The organism is Nitrosomonas sp. Is35, from assembly GCF_033063295.1.
Classification (GTDB): domain Bacteria; phylum Pseudomonadota; class Gammaproteobacteria; order Burkholderiales; family Nitrosomonadaceae; genus Nitrosomonas.
Genome location: NZ_JAWJZH010000001.1, coordinates 2,307,315 through 2,324,808, shown reverse-complemented (window position 1 = coordinate 2,324,808; position 17,494 = coordinate 2,307,315). Strand labels below are relative to the sequence as shown.

Here is a 17,494-nt window from a genome sequence, read left to right as displayed (position 1 = left end):
TGGCGTATCGAATCCGACCCATCCATTAACAATCCTCATCGCGCAGCATGTCCTGGGTGACACTGATTATCGAAACGGATGCGGCGCATGCCGAGGTGCTGAGCGATGCGCTGCTGGAACAAGGCGCATTGTCGGTGGATATTCATGATGCCGCCGCCGATACGCAAGACGAGCAAATGCTGTTCGGCGAACCGGGTGAACCCAGCGGGGAAATCTGGCAAAACGCGGAAGTTTCCGCGCTGTTCGATCAGGACGCGGATATTGTGGCAATCCTGCGCAATGTCACGCGGATAATACAGCCGGATCAGCCGCTCGACTACCGTATCGAACGCATCGAAGAACAGGATTGGGTGCGCTTGACGCAATCGCAATTCGATCCGATTCAAATCTCGGCGCGCTTATGGATCGTGCCGACCTGGCACCAATCACCCGATCCGGCGGCCATCAATCTGATACTTGATCCCGGGCTGGCTTTCGGCACCGGCAGCCATCCCACCACGCAACTATGTTTGGGCTGGCTGGATCAGAATCTGCAACCGGGCGACAAAATGATGGATTATGGCTGTGGCTCCGGAATACTCGCTATTGCCGCATTAAAACTGGGTGCGCGGTATGTTACCGGCATCGATATCGATCCCCAGGCGATCAAAGCCAGCCAGGAAAATGCGCTGCATAATCAGTGCGATCCGGCAAAATTTCATTTTGCGACGGCACATCAAGCTACGGAACGGAGTGTGCAACCGGAAGAGCAAACGGACGTGGTCGTCGCTAACATTCTGGCCAATCCGTTGATCATATTAGCGCCGCTGTTGATGCAAATTGCCCGGAAACATGGCCATATCGTGCTATCCGGGATCCTCAAGGAGCAGGCCGAGGAAGTCAAAGCTGTCTATCAGCAGTGGTTCGATATGCGCATTGCCCGCGAGCAGGAAGGCTGGGTGTTGTTAACCGGAATCAAAAGGTGAAATAATTTGCCGCTGGTTGAAAGCAGGTAAAGCAATCATAACCTTGCCGATACCTGATCCTGTTACCTATTAACCGGTGATATCAATGCGACTAAATACAGCGAGTAACCCATGGCGTTGGTGACGCTCTGTCCCGGCTGCGGCACGACGTTCCGCGTGAATGCCGCGCAATTGCAGGCGCACGGCGGCGATGTGCGCTGCGGGCAGTGTCAACGGGTATTCAATGGATTTGCCACCTTGATCACCGTGCATGAATCGGCGATTGAGTCTCCGCCGCCGTCGCAACCGCAGTACGATCTACAAGCCGAACCACTGAGATCATCGCTGCAAAGCCGCGCACTGACGGCGCAGGTGAATAACGGCATGGACCAACCGGTTCTCTCGGGTGGCGAACAGGAAACAACGGAATCCCCGGTGGATCTCTTCGATGAAGAACCGGTCAAAAAATCATCCGGCTGGTGGGGATTGGCGAATGTATTGTTGTTATTGCTGTTGCTCGGACAGATCGCGTATACCTATCGCACTGAATTGACCATTATCGCACCGGAAACCAGACCATACTGGGAGCGCTATTGCGCGTTTATTGGCTGTCAGGTGCCTTACGCGCAAGATATCCAGCAGTTCGGTATCGAATCGTCCGATTTGCAGAAAAATCCCGCGCGTCAACCGGAAGTGACTACCATGCGTGCGATCATCAGCAACCACGCGCCTTTCCCGCAAGCTTTCCCGGCATTGCAGTTGCTGTTGCTGGACGCGCAGGAGCAAGTTATCGCCAGCCGCATTTTTAGCGCGCAGGATTATTTGCTGGAAGCCGATAAAACCTTGCCATTCATTGCACCTCGGCATGAAATGGATATCCGCCTGGATTTCGACAGCAGCCAGCTGAATGCCTTGGGCTATCGCCTATTGCTGCTGTATCCTTGAAATTTCAATAGCTATTCGATCAAGTGGATGAAATCATGAAAATCAAAGATCTGTTTGAAAAATGGGGACTGACTGGACTCAGAATCAAAACACCATTTCTAGATTTGGAGTGGAAGCCATCCGATTCCGACAAAGCCGCCGCTTGGGATCTCTATGTGGAACTGCTCACGCGCATTACGACGCAACCGCTGCCGGACGAGGACGGTGTGGAACAAACCGCGTTGGATAGCATACACGCCTTGTTCGGTATCACGCGCACAACACTCAAGGATCATGGCCGAGGCTGTGATCAGTTCGCACGAATTGCGATCATCGTTCTTAATCAGGTGGTGCGTCCTTTTACTGCCAAGTGGCACCGCAAAAGCCAGCAAGGCGCTTTCACTTCGCCAGAGGAATGCCAGCAATTCCGCCGGGAATTGCAAGCTTTGCAAACACAATTAAGAAATTACACCCGGTTGCTGGCTAAGCTGGCCGACGTGGAGGATTTGACCGGGATTGAGGCGGAGGTTGCAGGAGAATAACGCAGCGCCAACACAGGATCAGCAAGCCTTGGTCTGCGACCATTGCTCTGCAATTGCACCGTCATTTTCCGGATAACCCATGAAAATATCGCTCATTCTCTGCTAACCGGGTAACAGTTCATTGTGTATTATAAACGTACTATAGGCGGTTTTTTCGCGTGTTTAGCCGCTTGCAAAACCGATAGCCTGCGCGATAGAGCGGAACAGCTCAGGTATAATGACTTTTCATCTTTTCACAACATAAACATCCATGACTAGAGAATCCCGCACTGCCTTATTGGAAAGCCTGTTTGCACAACGCATCCTGATTTTGGATGGCGCGATGGGTACGATGATTCAGACGTTCAAACTAACCGAAGCGGATTTTCGCGGACAGCGTTTTGCTGATTTTCCGCATGATCTGAGGGGCAATAACGATTTGTTGACGCTGACACGGCCCGATATCATTCACTCGATCCATTCGGGTTACCTGGAAGCGGGCGCGGACATCATTGAAACCAATACGTTTAATTCCAACGCGGCTTCGATGGCGGATTATCATTTACAGGATTTGGTGTATGAATTGAATTGCGCAGCGGCCAAGTTGGCGCGTGAGGCCGCGCAAAGCTTTGAAGCAAAAACACCGGATAAACCGCGTTTTGTCGCCGGTGTGATTGGTCCGACCACCAAAACCGCGTCGATTTCTCCCGATGTCAACGATCCGGGTTTTCGCGGCATTACCTATGACCAATTGGTCGTGGATTACACCGAATCGATTCGCGGTCTGGTCGATGGCGGAGTGGATATTCTCTTGGTCGAGACCATTTTCGATTCGCTTAATGCCAAGGCGGCGTTGTTCGCCATCGATCAATTCTTTGAAGATCATGGCATCCGGCTGCCGATCATGATTTCGGTGACGATTACCGATGCATCCGGCCGTACACTGTCGGGACAAACACCGGAAGCCTTTTGGAACTCAATCAGCCACACCCGGCCGTTGTCGGTCGGTATCAACTGTGCTTTGGGTGCCGAATTGATGCGTCCGTATATCGAAGAATTATCCGGAGTGGCGAATGTGTACACCAGCGTGCATCCCAACGCTGGATTGCCGAATCCGCTCTCCGAAACCGGTTACGATGAGTCGCCGGAGTACACCGCAAACCAGATCAAAGGTTTTGCCGAGGCGGGATTCGTCAATATCGTCGGCGGTTGCTGCGGCACCACGCCTGCGCATATCAAAGCCATTGCGCAAGCGGTTAGCGCTATCGCGCCACGCCAGGTATCTGATATTCCTAAAAAATTGCGGCTGTCCGGTTTGGAACCGCTGAACATCGGTGACGATTCGTTGTTCGTCAACGTCGGTGAACGCACCAATGTGACCGGCTCGCGTGCGTTTGCGCGCTTGATACTCAGCGATAACTACGCAGAAGCGCTGAATGTGGCGCGCAGTCAGGTGGAAAACGGCGCGCAGATTATCGATATCAACATGGACGAGGCGATGCTGGATTCGCAAAAAGCCATGGTGACTTTCCTCAATTTGATCGCCGCCGAACCGGATATCTGCAAGGTGCCGATTATGCTCGACTCCAGCAAATGGACGGTGATCGAAGCCGGTCTGAAATGTGTGCAGGGCAAATCGGTCATCAACTCGATCAGCATGAAGGAAGGTGAGGAAGAATTCATTAAGCACGCCAAACTGGCGCGCCGTTATGGCGCAGCGGTGATTGTCATGGCCTTTGACGAACAGGGGCAGGCCGATACGTTGCAACGTAAGGTGGATATTTGCACGCGCAGTTATCGCCTGTTGGTGGATCAAGTCGGTTTCCCGCCGGAAGATATTATCTTTGATCCGAATATCTTCGCGATAGCGACCGGTATCGAAGAGCATAACAACTACGGTCTCGATTTTATTAATGCAACCCGCACTATCAAGCAAACACTGCCGTACGCCAAGATCAGCGGCGGGGTATCGAATGTTTCGTTCTCGTTCCGCGGCAACGAACCGATCCGCGAAGCGATTCATACCGCCTTTCTGTATCATGCGATCAAGGCCGGGATGACGATGGGGATCGTCAACGCCGGACAGCTCGGCGTTTACTCGGATATTCCCGCAGAGCTTCTGGAGAAGGTCGAGGATGTGATTCTGAACCGGCGCCCGGATGCAACCGAACGCTTGGTTGAATTCGCGGAAAACTTCAAAGGACAGAAAAAAGAACAGGTGGAAGATCTGGCCTGGCGCGATGAGTCGCTGCAACAGCGCCTGACGCACGCGCTGGTCAGAGGTATTTCCACGTATATTGTCGAAGATACCGAAGCGGCACGGGTGGAAATCGAAAAACAGGGTGGGCGTCCGATTCAGGTGATCGAAGGCCCGTTGATGGAAGGCATGGGCGTCGTCGGTGATTTGTTCGGCGCCGGAAAAATGTTTTTGCCGCAAGTGGTCAAATCGGCGCGTGTGATGAAGCAGGCGGTGGCGCATTTGCTGCCGTTTATCGAAGCTGAAAAGAAATTATCAGGTGACAACAAGCCGAAAGGTAAGATCGTCATCGCCACCGTCAAAGGCGATGTACACGACATCGGCAAGAACATCGTCACCGTGGTACTGCAATGTAATAACTACGAAGTGATCAACATGGGTGTGATGGTGCCGAGCGCGCAAATTCTCGACATGGCCAAGCGCGAAAAAGCTGACATTATCGGTCTGTCCGGTTTGATTACGCCTTCGCTGGAGGAAATGGCGCATGTGGCCAAGGAAATGCAACGTGAAGGATTCACTATTCCGTTGCTGATCGGCGGTGCGACCACGTCGCGGGTGCACACCGCAGTCAAAATTGCCCCGCACTACAACGGCCCGACCGTGTGGGTGCCCGACGCCAGCCGCGCGGTGGGCGTGTGCAGCAATCTGCTGTCGCAGGATTTGCATGCGGGTTATATCCAGGAAATTAAGGATGAGTACGAGAAGGTGCGCGCGCAGCACAAGAACAAAAAAGGCCCGGCGAAACTGCTGGCGCTCGCCGAAGCGCGCGCCAATGCGTACAAAACCGACTGGAGTAATTACCAGCCGTACCAACCCGAACTGATCGGTGTGCGCACATTGAACAATTACCCGCTGGAAAAAATCGTGCCGTATATCGACTGGACGCCGTTCTTCCAGGCTTGGGAACTGGCCGGGCGGTATCCGGACATTCTGACCGATGAAGTGGTCGGAGAAACGGCCAGCCAGTTGTTCCGCGATGCGCAGACGATGCTGAAGAAAATCGTTGAGCAGAAATGGCTCAGCGCCAATGCGGTGATCGGTTTGTTCCCGGCCAATTCGGTCGGCGACGATATTGAGATCTACACCGATCAGTCGCGCAGCAAAATCGCCATGACGTACCATTGCCTGCGTCAGCAGGATCAAAAACCGACCGGGAAACCGAATCGCTGCCTGTCCGATTTTATTGCACCGAAGGAAACCGGCATTAAGGATACCATCGGCTTGTTTGCCGTCGGCGCAGGATTCGGTATTGACGAGCGCATCAAAGTGTTTGAGGACGCGCATGACGATTACAGCGCGATTGTGCTCAAAGCGCTGGCCGACCGGCTGGCGGAAGCATTCGCCGAACATATGCATGCGCGCGTGCGCCGTGAATTCTGGGGTTATGCCAAGGACGAGACACTGACCAACGAACAATTGATTAACGAAGAATACCGCGGCATCCGTCCCGCACCGGGTTATCCTGCCTGCCCGGATCACACTGAAAAAGGTCCGTTGTTTGCCACGCTGAATGCCACCGAGAACACCGGCATCATCATCACCGAATCCTTCGCGATGGTGCCGACTGCGGCGGTGTCCGGGTTCTATTTTGCGCATCCGGAATCCACTTTCTTCGCGGTTGGAAAAATCGGTAAAGACCAGGTGGAAGATTACGCCCAACGCAAGGGTTGGGCGCTGGAGGAAGCCGAACGCTGGCTGGCCCCGGTGCTGGCGTACGAGCGGTAAATTTTGTAAGAAACACATGCGAGCAGGTTCACTCGCATGTGCCGTCTGTAGAAAGTGTTGGTGCTATTTTTTCCGGCACATTCTATGCGATGCGACTCAGAAAGCCAGTAAATTTTGCTTCAATTTATTACCTGAAAGTATTAGTATCGGAACTGGTGAAACTGGAAACAGTTAATTTTTCACCAGAAAAATGCAAGGTAAATTATTGATAATAATAAGATACTATTAATGAGGGAGTGCCTTGTTAGAATAAAAACTTTTTAGAGGAACCTATCATGATGAAAAAAAATTTACGTTACCTGGCAACAGCTGGATTATTCTTATTAACCCCGCTTACTACTCAGGCTGCACCGATCGATTTATCGAGCTGGACACCATTAACGCTGAATTATCCAGGCGGGCAAGGTGCTGGCAGCTGGGTGTTGGAGCCTGGCAATACGGCAGTTAAGCAAGTCATTAATGCCGATCCTTCTTTCTATTTGAATAATCTGAATCTTAGCAGCTATTCAGTCGATGGCTCATGGCAGGTTACGACAACAAGCGATGATGATTACATGGGTTTTGTCTTTGGCTACCAGAATTCGAGTAATTTTTATTTGTTTGACTGGAAACAAGCGGCGCAAGGCTATGTTGGCCGTACCGCAGCGGAAGGTATGACCATTAAGGAATTTCATGGTGCTACAGGTAACGGTCTCGTAGACTTGTCATTGGAAGAGTTCTGGGAGAACACGGCTAATTTTGGCGATATGGAAGTTCTTGCTACCAATCACTCCAGTTCGAAGGGGTGGGCGGACAATGTGCTATACAATTTCCACCTTGATTTTAATATGAATCCAGGCGAAATTCATATCGTTGTTAAACAGGGTGCTACCGAATTGTGGAACGTTACGGTCGTTGATACATCATTCACTTCCGGGCAGTTTGGTTTCTACAATAATTCACAGGAAAATGTGAGATACGCAGGATTTGAGGTAACGCCTGTTCCCGAACCTGAAACGTATGCCATGTTATTGGCCGGTTTAGTGTTAACGGGTTTCGCAGCACGCCGTAGAAAAGAAGCATAAGTGTAATAATCCGGATTGATCGTGTAAAAATGGGAGCTTTGGCTCCCATTTTTTTCGATGTTATAAGCGTGATGCTGCATAATGCACTTGCTGACTCTCTCTATTATTCAAATACTTTATCAAGAGTAGAGTTGAAAATAAGCAAAATGCTTATTCACTTGTTACAAGTGCCGGTACTAGAATGAGAAAGTGAATGTGAAAATTTTGATGAATTTTTCTAGGAGGCTACGATGAAAGCAAGTCTATTACATTACCTGTTAATTCTGCTCATGATCCCAATGCTATCGGGTTGTTGGCTTCTTGCAGCAGGGGGAGCCGGTGCATACGGTGGCTACAAGGCCAAGGAAGCTGGATATGGTGTGCAGAATCCTGTCACAAAGGATAAGAAGACCGAGGATCAGAAAAAGTAGCCGGAAATATAATTGATTTTTTGCGGCTATCAAATGCAATAGACCAGTCACAGACTAACTGCTTAGTTTGTGGCGGGTAAAACGTAACCCCAACTGCAACAATCCCTCCCAAGCATCTCCTTGCGCCACGCCCTTAATCATCCGGTCAATTTCTGCGGCAGCGGTCAGGCCTTGTAACAATGCTTGAATACTGACGCGCTGGGCGGCGGCCATGGCCGGTTTTTGCCGGTCACCCCAAATTCTGGCGGCTTGCAGTAATTGCACAGGTGGCTGACTGTTATCCAAGCCTTTACGGATAATGATCAATTGGCGGATTTGTTCAGCCAGGGTGGCGAGGATCAGCAGCGGGGCGGTGCCTTCGCCTTGTAATCCGGTCAGAACACGCATAAAGCGAGCGATGTCGCCTGTAATCATGGCGTCGGATAGCTGATAGACATCGTAGCGCGCGACGTTCAGCACCACGTCTTTCACCTGCTCGAATGTCAGGTTACCGGCAGGATAGAGCAGCGCAAGTTTCTGGATTTCCTGATGCGCCGCGAGCAGGTTGCCTTCGACTTGGTCAGCGAGAAATTGCAAGGTGGCGGCATCGGCTTTTTGCTGTTGTTTGGCGAGACGCTGACCAATCCAACCGGGTAATTGATTGCGTTCGATGGGATAAACTGCGATCAACGTACCCGCCGTTTCGAGCGCTTTGAACCATTTGCTGGCTTGCCCTTGTTTGTCGATGCGCGGCAGCGTGATCAGTGTCACGGTATCGGGCGGTAACGCGGTGCAATAGGTTTCGAGCGCTTTGCCACCCTCCCTGCCGGGTTTGCCGGAAGGGATGCGGAGATCCATGATTCTGCGGTCGCCAAACAGTGATAGGTTATTGCCGGCATTGAGCAGCTCTGTCCAATCGAAATGCTGATCGACTGTGAACAATTCGCGCTCGGTATAGCCTTGCTGGCGTGCGTGCGCGCGGATCTGATCGGTAGCTTCCAGAATCAGCAAAGGTTCGCTGCCGAATAACGTGTACAGCGGGGCGGTTTGTTTCTGCAACTGCTGGTGAAGCTGTTCGAGTTTTATCCGCATGATGGCGCCGCGTGGATTAAAAGCGGAGTGATCCCCGATTCGCGGATCCGGCTATCGCTGGATGGTCGACAAACGCCACAGCATTTGCTGAATCGCGTCGGCTTCCATATCTTTTTGCAGCAACCGCTCTTCCGCTTCCTTCGCTAGGATTTGCGCATCCAGGAATGGGAGGACGCGCGTTAAGGTAACTTCCGTGTGTGGGACGATTTCTACGTTCTGTTTGTCGTAAAGACGGTACTTGACGCGATACAACAGATTAAAGTCACGTACCCGGCCGCCTCCGGACAGCGACAGGATGATCCTTTCATGGGTGGCGCTGATGACCTCCAAAGTAGCCTCAGCATCTTCCGCATTGGCAACCACCTTGGTTGTTGACGACGTGCCGATGGCACGCTCCAGATTCATACCGATGGTGTTTCCGTCCGGAGCGGAAATATACAGGGTTTTGAACGGCAGCGAGGAAATTTGCCCGCGCAGTTTAAAACCGCAAGCCGTCAGCAGGAACAAGATCACCAAGATAAGAATGTGCTGTTTACTCAGTTTCATAGGGGTATGGGCGTCAGTATTTTTATACGACTATGTTGATCAGTCTGCCGGGTACGACAATGATTTTTTTCACTGTTTGCCCTTCTATAAATTTCTGTACATGCTCGTTGGCCAAGGCAGTGCGCTCGATGGCTTCTTTTCCGGCATCCTTGGCGACATTGATTTGTCCGCGCAGCTTACCATTCACTTGCACGATCAACTTGATTTCATCCTGCGCCATTGCAGCGTTATCCGCTTGCGGCCAGGGTTGACCGGATAGCTCGGTGCCCGGTCTGAGTTCGCGCCAGAGCTCATGACAGATGTGCGGTACGATCGGGGACAGCAGCAGCACGATGCTTTCCAGCGCTTCCTGCATCAGATTGCGGCTGGCGGCGTCGGTGTCCTGGCATTTTGCCAAGCCATTCATCAATTCCATCACCGCGGCAATCGCAGTATTGAAAGTATGGCGACGTTCCAGGTCGTCGGTTACCTTGGCGATGGTCTGGTGCAACTGGCAGCGCAAGGCTTTGAGTTCCACCGGTAACGTGGCATGCAATGCCGGGTCGATTTGGACCGCGCCATGCTGGAGATGCAAGTAGGCTTGCCGCCACAGGCGTTTCAGAAAACGGTACGCACCGTCGACGCCAGCGTCCGCCCATTCCAATGTTTGCGTCGGCGGGCTGGCGAACATCATGAACAGACGCGCGGTATCGGCGCCGTATTCTTCCACCAGTTTTTGCGGATCAACGCCATTGTTCTTGGATTTCGACATCGTGCCGATGCCGCCCGATTCGACCGGCTGATTATCCGCCAGTAGAGTTGCGCCGCAACGTTTGCCTTGCTCGTCATACTGAAGGCTGACTTCGGTCGGATTGAAATAGGTCATGCGCCCGTTGCTGGATTTGCGGTAAAAAATCTCGTTCAGCACCATGCCTTGCGTCAGCAAATTGGTAAACGGTTCGTCCAGTTTCAGCAAACCCAGGTCGCGCATGATCTTGCTCCAGAAGCGCGAATACAGTAGATGCAAAATGGCGTGTTCGATACCGCCGATATACTGATCGGCAGGCAGCCAGTAGTTGGCGCGTTCGTCGGTCATGGCGTTATGCTGATCCGGGCAAGCGTAGCGGGCGTAATACCAGGAAGAATCGACAAACGTGTCCATGGTATCGGTTTCCCGGCGTGCGGGCTTACCGCATTTAGGACAGGCGCACTCATAAAAGGACGGTGTTTTACCGAGCGGATTACCGGAACCATCCGGTACCAGATCCTGCGGCAGCACTACCGGTAATTGATCGTCGGGTACCGGCACCACGCCGCAATCGGCGCAATGAATCAATGGAATCGGGCAGCCCCAGTAGCGCTGCCGGGAAATGCCCCAGTCGCGTAAGCGATATTGCACGCGTTTGCTACCCAGGTTTTTCCGTTCCAATGCAGAGGCCATCGCATCGACTGCTGGCTGAAATTCCAATCTTGAGAATTCGCCCGAGTCGAACGTGATGCCATGTTCAGTGTAGGCTTCGGTGAGCGGTAGCGCCAAATTGCCTTCCAGAGGTTTGATAACCGCTTTGATCGGTAACCGGTACTGCGTGGCAAAAGCAAAATCGCGTTCGTCATGCGCAGGAACTGCCATGACGGCGCCTTCGCCGTAGCCCATCAATACATAATTGGCGACCCACACCGGCAGTTTCTCACCATTGAGCGGATGAATCACGAATAAACCGGTATCCATGCCTTTCTTTTCCTGCGTGGCCAAATCCGCTTCCTTGGCTGAGCCGAGTTTGCATTCCTGGATGAAGGCTTGCAGTGCTGGATTATTTTGGGCAGCGTGCAATGCAATCGGATGTTCGGCGGCTACCGCCACATAGGTGGCACCCATCAGCGTATCCGCACGGGTGGTGAATACTTTCAGATCTTGCGGTGTGCCGGATTCGCGATCGGCCGGGAAGGTGATATCGACACCGTAGCTTTTGCCGATCCAGTTGGCTTGCATGGTCCGGACGCGCTCAGGCCAGCCAGTTAGTGTATCCAGTGCCGCCAGCAGTTCGTCGGCGTACTGGGTGATTTTCAGGTAGTACATCGGGATTTCGCGTTTTTCCACCGGTGCGCCGGTGCGCCAGCCGCAACCGTCGATGACTTGCTCATTTGCCAGCACCGTCTGATCGATCGGGTCCCAATTGACCGTGCCGGTAGTTTGATACGCCAGTCCCTTTTCCAGCATGCGCAAGAACAGCCACTGATTCCAGTGATAATAGCTCGGATCGCAGGTGGCGATCTCGCGCTCCCAGTCGATACTCAATCCCAGGCTTTTCAATTGTTTGCGCATGTAAGCGATGTTGTCGTAGGTCCATTTGGCCGGCGACACATTGTTTTGCATCGCGGCATTCTCCGCAGGCAATCCGAATGCATCCCAACCCATGGGCTGTAATACGTTATAGCCCTGCATGCGGCGGTAACGCGACAGCACATCGCCGATGGTGTAATTGCGCACATGTCCCATATGCAGCTTGCCGGACGGATAGGGAAACATCGATAGGCAGTAATATTTCGGTTTTCCTGGGGTTTCAGCCGCTTTGAATGCTGCGGTTTGTTCCCAGTGGTGCTGGGCTTTTTTCTCAATTTCCTGGGGATGATATTTTTCTTGCATGGGAGCGATGTTTTTATTGGGTAAATTGTTTGATTATACCGCGAACCGGTAGGCTTGACGCTGGCTTATAGATGAGAGAATGCTGCGACGAGAGCGGGAGAGGGAACAACTTGCGCTGTTCGTAGCACGATGCTTGGTAAATAACCGCTAGCGGGAGAATGTGAAGACTTGTTGGGATTAAGCCTCAAGTTCTGAGGCTTTGTTGCAGTATTATCGATGCGCTAATCGCCTCAATCCAGGCGGAAACCGATCTTTAATTTAACCTGGTAATGTGCAATCTTGCCATTGGTAATATGTCCGCGTGTTTCCACTACTTCGAACCAATCCAGGTTATGCAAGGATGCACCCGCTTTGGCGACGGCTTGCTGAATCGCATCATCACTGCTTTTAGTCGACGAACCAACGATTTCGATAACTTTGTACACATGATCGCTCATTTTGGTGCTCCTTTTGTTTGTTAAAAAATGCGTTATATCATACTTTAAGTGCTCTGCTGCGTCTGAATCTTAATATAATAATGATGGTAAAGAAAATTGCTTTTTTGCTGGCTAAAAGGAATATCATGACGGCGACGAGAAAAATCGTCTACACCCACCCCATGGAGAGAGTTTGATATGAAGTTCAGAATACTATGTGCTTTGTTGATTATATTTTCTTTGACGGCCTGCGCCACTTCACCGATGGGTAGAAGTCAGCTGGTTTTTATGCCGGATAGTGAAGTGGATGCGATGGGGTTGCAAGCTTTCTCGGATCTGAAGCAGGGAAAGAAAATCAGTCAAGACACAAAAGAAAACCAGTTTGTAACCTGCGTTACTGATGCGATCACTCGTGAAGTAGGCGGTACTTGGGAAGTAGTCGTATTCGAAGATGCTACGCTGAACGCCTTCGCCTTGCCGGGCAACAAGATTGGTGTGCACACCGGTTTGGTTGAGCTTGTGGATAATCAGGATCAACTGGCTTCGGTGATCGGTCATGAGATTGGCCATGTGCAGGCGCGGCACAGTAATGAGCGGATGTCGCAAAAGCTGGGGGCGCAAGTGGGCATCTCACTGATTGCCGCAGTCGCTGCGCCAACGACACCGATGGGACAAACGGCGCTGAGTCTGCTTGGGGTTGGCGCGCAATACGGGGTGATCATGCCGTTCAGCCGCTTGCACGAAAGTGAGGCGGACATGATAGGTGTTGAGTTAATGGCAAAAGCCGGGTTTAACCCCGCCGAAAGCGTCACACTGTGGCAGAAAATGGCGCAAGCCAGTCAGGGAGCGCAACCGGCTGAATTCCTGTCAACCCATCCTTCACACGAAACACGTATCGACGATTTACGTGCGCATTTACCCAAAGCTACGGCATTGATGCAACAAGCGCGCGCTGCGGGTAAGAATCCGAAGTGTGCCAAATAACGATCTAAGCCTTGGGTTCCGGTTCACTGGCCGGAAAATCCAATTCCACTTTGGCGCCATCCGGATCATGGCAAAACAACTGCCAGATTTCCAATCCTTTCAAGCGGTGCAAGTCGTACTGAATACCGTGTAGCTTCAGGCAATCAACCGTGGCCTGCAGATTGCTTGCCGTAAAAGCCATGTGATCGATTACACCGGTTGCGTTGACCGGCATCGGCTTGCCCGCCATGATGTGCAGAATTGCTTGATTGCCGGCGTAAAGCCATGCGCCCGGAAATGCAAACGGCGGGCGGTAGCCTTCTTTCAATCCAAGAACATTCATATAGAAAGCCTTGCTTCTTTCCAAATCATTGCTCACTACAGTGAAATGATTCATGCCTTCAATTGTCATTTTGCTGAACCTGTAAATAAATTGTGAAGAGTCTCTTATTCCTGCAAATATTCAATGATGATAAATCAATAATGTAATCGAAATTTTCGAAATGATTAAAGATGATTTTTCATTTTTCCGTAAGAAAAGCCTTATTAGTTTAATTAAGAAACCATAAATACGATGCATTAACGATCGTTGAATCGATTTTAGATAGAAAGCGAAAGGAGCTTAGATTATGTTTCAGGAGCAGGCAATGAATACAGTCACTGAGTCATCTGGTTCGGCGATGAATCAAATGGCGAATGAATTTCTGACATTCCGGTTAGGAAGTGAGGAATACGGTATAGAGATACTAAAAGTACAAGAGATAAGAGGCTATGACGCGATAACGCAGATAGCGAATGCTCCGGAATTTATCAAAGGAGTAGTTAATTTGCGCGGAATAATCGTGCCGATCATAGATATGCGGATTAAATTCCGGCTGGGAAATGCAACGTACGACCAATTTACCGTAGTGATAATTTTGAACGTGGCCGGCCGGGTGATGGGGATAGTTGTGGATGGCGTATCGGATGTGATCACACTAGGGCTGGAGCAAATGCGTCCTGCGCCGGGATTGGGGGCGGTGATTGATACGGAATATATCATGGGACTGGGGACTGTAGACGAACGCATGCTGATATTGATTGATATCGAAAAAATGATGAGCAGCAGCGACATGGGCTTGATTGAGCAAAGTTTAAATTAACAGAAAGTTACAGTTTCATGAAAAATAAATTTCACAGGAGATCATGATGAACAACATGACAATTAAGGCCCGTCTAGCATTTGTCATCGGTATGTTGTCGATATTACTTGTCAGTATCGGTGTCTTAGGTTTGTATGGCATCAATCAATCCAATACCGGATTGAAATCCGTCTATGAAGACCGGACTGTGACTGCGGTGCAGTTGGGGAAAATTCTGGATGTTTGGTATCAAGTGCGTAAGAATGCGGAAGATGCAGTTGAATCGAAGAATATCGAGACCTCGAAAAAGCTGGCGGAGGAAGTGAACCGGCTTGTCAAACAAAATGAAGGGGTTTGGGCGCAGTATCTGAAAACTGCATTAACGCCGGAAGAAGAGCTGTTGACTCGAACGAAAAGCGAGCAGCATATCCAGTACGTTAATTCCATTAATCAAACCCTGAAATTGGCGATGGCAGGAGATTTTGACGCCGCAACGAAAAATCTGGCAGCGGATTCAGTACAAAAATTTAATGTGCTTAGAAATACTGTGTTTACCCTGTTTGATTTACAAGGGACAGTCGCTGCGCAGGAATATGAGATTGCACAAGATCATTACGAGAGTATTTTTGTGATGTCGTCCGCGGCAATGATATTGGGTGTGTCATTGGCGATAATAATCGGGTTATTGTTGATCCGGGCGATTGTGAATCCTTTAAACGAAGCCATTACTGTGGCCAATGCCGTGGCATCCGGTGATTTGACCAGCCGTATTGAGGTCAACTCAACCAATGAAACCGGACGTTTGCTGCAAGCATTGAGGACAATGAATGACAGCTTGGTAGATTTGGTCGGCAAAGTGCGAATGGGAACCGATCAGATCTCAACGGTATCCGGGGAAATTGCTTCGGGCAACTCGGATTTGAGCCAACGGACCGAAGAGCAAGCATCCAGTCTGGAAGAAACCGCATCGTCGATGGAAGAACTAACCTCCACCGTGAAACAAAATGCGGACAATGCCCGTCAAGCCAATCAACTGGCGACAGGCGCATCCGAAGTGGCAATGAAGGGTGGTGCAGTGATCGGTCAAGTGGTGCAAACCATGAGTTCGATCAACGATAGCTCCAAAAAGATTGTCGATATTATCAGCGTAATCGATGGTATTGCCTTTCAAACCAACATATTGGCCCTCAATGCCGCAGTCGAAGCAGCGCGTGCTGGAGAACAAGGGCGTGGCTTTGCCGTAGTGGCGACAGAAGTGCGCACGTTGGCGCAACGCTCAGCTGCAGCGGCAAAAGAAATCAAGGAGTTGATCAGTGACTCGGTAGCAAAAGTGGAAGATGGCACGCGTCTGGTCGATGAGGCAGGCACCACGATGGATGAGATTGTCAATGCAGTCAAACGTGTCACGGATATCATGAGTGAAATTTCGGCTGCATCGCGAGAACAAAGCTCTGGCATTGAGCAAGTTAACCAAGCTGTGACGCAAATGGATGTGGTCACACAACAAAACGCTTCCTTGGTGGAGCAAGCCGCCGCCGCGGCTGAATCCATGCAAGAACAGGCACAAGCATTGATTCATGCGGTAAGCATCTTCAGATTATCCGGCGGTTACTCAACACCAACAACGGTTAAAAGAAGTAATCGCGCAACTGCGGTTACCAAACTGCCGAATCGCGGCGCGGCGACGAGAAAGGCGGCGGTAAAGCCCGAACCGAATGTTAAAGCATTACCCGAACAACCGCGTAAAGTAGCTGCGGGAGGTGGCGATGATTGGGAAGAATTCTAAAATTTTCTGAGTTGTTTCAAGAACACCATCCGGATTTCCGGGTGGTGTTTTTTTATTCCAACGCAATCCCTAGAAGAAAGCTTGAACACTTGAAAGTTATTTTTCACAATCAAGCGGTCTTTGCAGATTCAGGTTCCCAAAATTGTTCAATTGTTTTTTGTTGTGATGAAAACAATTTCGACAGACTACAATAACTATCTCATTTTCCACTTAAACACTCCTACGGTGTTTCCCCCCTCGAATATTGATCAACCCTTACCCTTCTTGAGAACAGTTTTATTGATCAGAGCTGTTAACTGAAGTTGTAATGTTCATAATTATCATATTGTTATCAGAGCGCTGCCCCGATTGTGTAAGATAATTCCTGCAAACTTATGCCGTTAATTCTTAAGATAAAAGAAGAATCGACCGGCAAAATATATAGATTTGAATTCCGTAAGAATGAACTGCATTTTATGAAATAGAAGAATCTATGAAAATTAAGAAGTTTATGAAGAAATCTTCATGAAGAATCGATGAAAACTTATTCGTCATCGATTGATCCGGTTTTTAGATAGTGCATAGAGGAGCATAAACATGTTGCAAGAACAAGCGGTTAATGTACCTATTGAATCACCTGGTTCAGCGGTTAAACACATGATCAATGAATTTCTAACCTTCCGCTTGGGTAATGAAGAATACGGAATCGAAATACTCAAAGTTCAAGAAATCAGAGGATATGATTCTGTTACGCAAATAGCGAATGCTCCGGATTTTATTAAAGGGGTTGTTAATCTGCGGGGAATCATTGTCCCGATTCTCGATATGCGGATCAAATTCAGGCTGGATCGTGTGGAATACAATCAATTCACTGTGGTTATTATTTTGAATGTCGCCGGGCGAGTCATGGGGGTTGTCGTGGATGGCGTATCGGATGTGATTGAACTTGAAGCTAATCAAGTCCGGCCTGCGCCTGAATTTGGCGCTGTGATCGATACCGAATATATCACGGGATTGGGAACTGTTGCGGAACGGATGTTGATATTAATTGATATCGAAAAAATGATGAGTAATAGCGATATGGGTTTGCTTGAACGAAGTATAGGTTGATAGGTAAGGTAATTTTTAATAGAAAGACTTTAAG

The 17,494-nt window shown here is 50.1% G+C and carries 15 protein-coding genes; 10 read left to right on the top strand and 5 right to left on the bottom strand.

The window, feature by feature from the left end; translation table 11 throughout:
• Positions 1-47: 47 nt before the first annotated feature.
• The 6 genes from prmA (at position 48) to R2083_RS10995 (ending at position 7,845) form a co-directional block, all read left to right on the top strand.
• Positions 48-965, top strand: a complete 918-nt coding sequence (gene prmA, locus R2083_RS11020; RefSeq protein ID WP_317538468.1) for a 50S ribosomal protein L11 methyltransferase — start codon at positions 48-50, stop codon at positions 963-965.
• A 111-nt stretch (positions 966-1,076) separates the two neighbouring features.
• Positions 1,077-1,889, top strand: coding sequence for a zinc-ribbon and DUF3426 domain-containing protein (locus R2083_RS11015; RefSeq protein WP_317538467.1), 813 nt, complete (start codon positions 1,077-1,079; stop codon positions 1,887-1,889).
• 35 nt (positions 1,890-1,924) lie between these two features.
• On the top strand, positions 1,925-2,410 hold the full coding sequence (locus R2083_RS11010; RefSeq protein ID WP_317538466.1) for a hypothetical protein: 486 nt from the start codon (positions 1,925-1,927) through the stop codon (positions 2,408-2,410).
• 250 nt (positions 2,411-2,660) lie between these two features.
• Positions 2,661-6,371, top strand: coding sequence for a methionine synthase (gene metH, locus R2083_RS11005; RefSeq protein ID WP_317538465.1), 3,711 nt, complete (start codon positions 2,661-2,663; stop codon positions 6,369-6,371).
• Positions 6,372-6,649: 278 nt separating this feature from the next.
• The gene (locus R2083_RS11000; protein ID WP_411172544.1) at positions 6,650-7,435 is read left to right on the top strand and encodes an FxDxF family PEP-CTERM protein; all 786 of its coding nucleotides are present in this window, start codon (positions 6,650-6,652) and stop codon (positions 7,433-7,435) included.
• 230 nt (positions 7,436-7,665) lie between these two features.
• Positions 7,666-7,845 carry a hypothetical protein gene (locus tag R2083_RS10995; RefSeq protein WP_317538464.1) on the top strand — a complete coding sequence of 60 codons (180 nt, stop codon included), beginning with the start codon at positions 7,666-7,668 and terminating at the stop codon, positions 7,843-7,845.
• Between the two features lie 54 nt (positions 7,846-7,899).
• Here R2083_RS10995 and holA read toward each other — a convergent pair whose 3' ends face one another.
• The 4 genes from holA to R2083_RS10975 all read right to left on the bottom strand — a co-directional run bounded on the left by holA (position 7,900) and on the right by R2083_RS10975 (position 12,522).
• Positions 7,900-8,916 carry a DNA polymerase III subunit delta gene (gene holA / locus R2083_RS10990; RefSeq protein ID WP_317538463.1) on the bottom strand — a complete coding sequence of 339 codons (1,017 nt, stop codon included), beginning with the start codon at positions 8,914-8,916 and terminating at the stop codon, positions 7,900-7,902.
• Positions 8,917-8,967: 51 nt separating this feature from the next.
• Positions 8,968-9,462, bottom strand: coding sequence for an LPS assembly lipoprotein LptE (gene lptE, locus R2083_RS10985; RefSeq protein WP_317531301.1), 495 nt, complete (start codon positions 9,460-9,462; stop codon positions 8,968-8,970).
• Between the two features lie 22 nt (positions 9,463-9,484).
• On the bottom strand, positions 9,485-12,085 hold the full coding sequence (leuS, locus tag R2083_RS10980) for a leucine--tRNA ligase (protein ID WP_317538462.1): 2,601 nt from the start codon (positions 12,083-12,085) through the stop codon (positions 9,485-9,487).
• A gap of 230 nt (positions 12,086-12,315) precedes the next feature.
• On the bottom strand, positions 12,316-12,522 hold the full coding sequence (locus tag R2083_RS10975; RefSeq protein WP_107803513.1) for a dodecin: 207 nt from the start codon (positions 12,520-12,522) through the stop codon (positions 12,316-12,318).
• A 177-nt stretch (positions 12,523-12,699) separates the two neighbouring features.
• Here R2083_RS10975 and R2083_RS10970 point away from each other — a divergent pair, with 177 nt between their 5' ends.
• Positions 12,700-13,485 (top strand): M48 family metallopeptidase, encoded by a 786-nt coding sequence (locus R2083_RS10970; protein ID WP_317538461.1) that lies wholly within the window; start codon positions 12,700-12,702, stop codon positions 13,483-13,485.
• A 4-nt stretch (positions 13,486-13,489) separates the two neighbouring features.
• Here the strand turns inward: R2083_RS10970 and R2083_RS10965 are convergent, their stop codons facing one another.
• The gene (locus R2083_RS10965; RefSeq protein WP_317531298.1) at positions 13,490-13,876 is read right to left on the bottom strand and encodes a VOC family protein; all 387 of its coding nucleotides are present in this window, start codon (positions 13,874-13,876) and stop codon (positions 13,490-13,492) included.
• Between the two features lie 235 nt (positions 13,877-14,111).
• On the opposite strand from R2083_RS10965, the gene R2083_RS10960 reads away from it, so the two are divergent.
• The 3 genes from R2083_RS10960 (at position 14,112) to R2083_RS10950 (ending at position 17,460) form a co-directional block, all read left to right on the top strand.
• Positions 14,112-14,606: a chemotaxis protein CheW gene (locus tag R2083_RS10960; RefSeq protein ID WP_317538460.1), complete on the top strand. Its 495-nt coding sequence runs from the start codon at positions 14,112-14,114 to the stop codon at positions 14,604-14,606.
• A 43-nt stretch (positions 14,607-14,649) separates the two neighbouring features.
• Positions 14,650-16,371, top strand: coding sequence for a methyl-accepting chemotaxis protein (locus tag R2083_RS10955; RefSeq protein WP_411172510.1), 1,722 nt, complete (start codon positions 14,650-14,652; stop codon positions 16,369-16,371).
• 576 nt (positions 16,372-16,947) lie between these two features.
• Positions 16,948-17,460 (top strand): chemotaxis protein CheW, encoded by a 513-nt coding sequence (locus R2083_RS10950; RefSeq protein ID WP_317538458.1) that lies wholly within the window; start codon positions 16,948-16,950, stop codon positions 17,458-17,460.
• Positions 17,461-17,494: the final 34 nt, after the last annotated feature.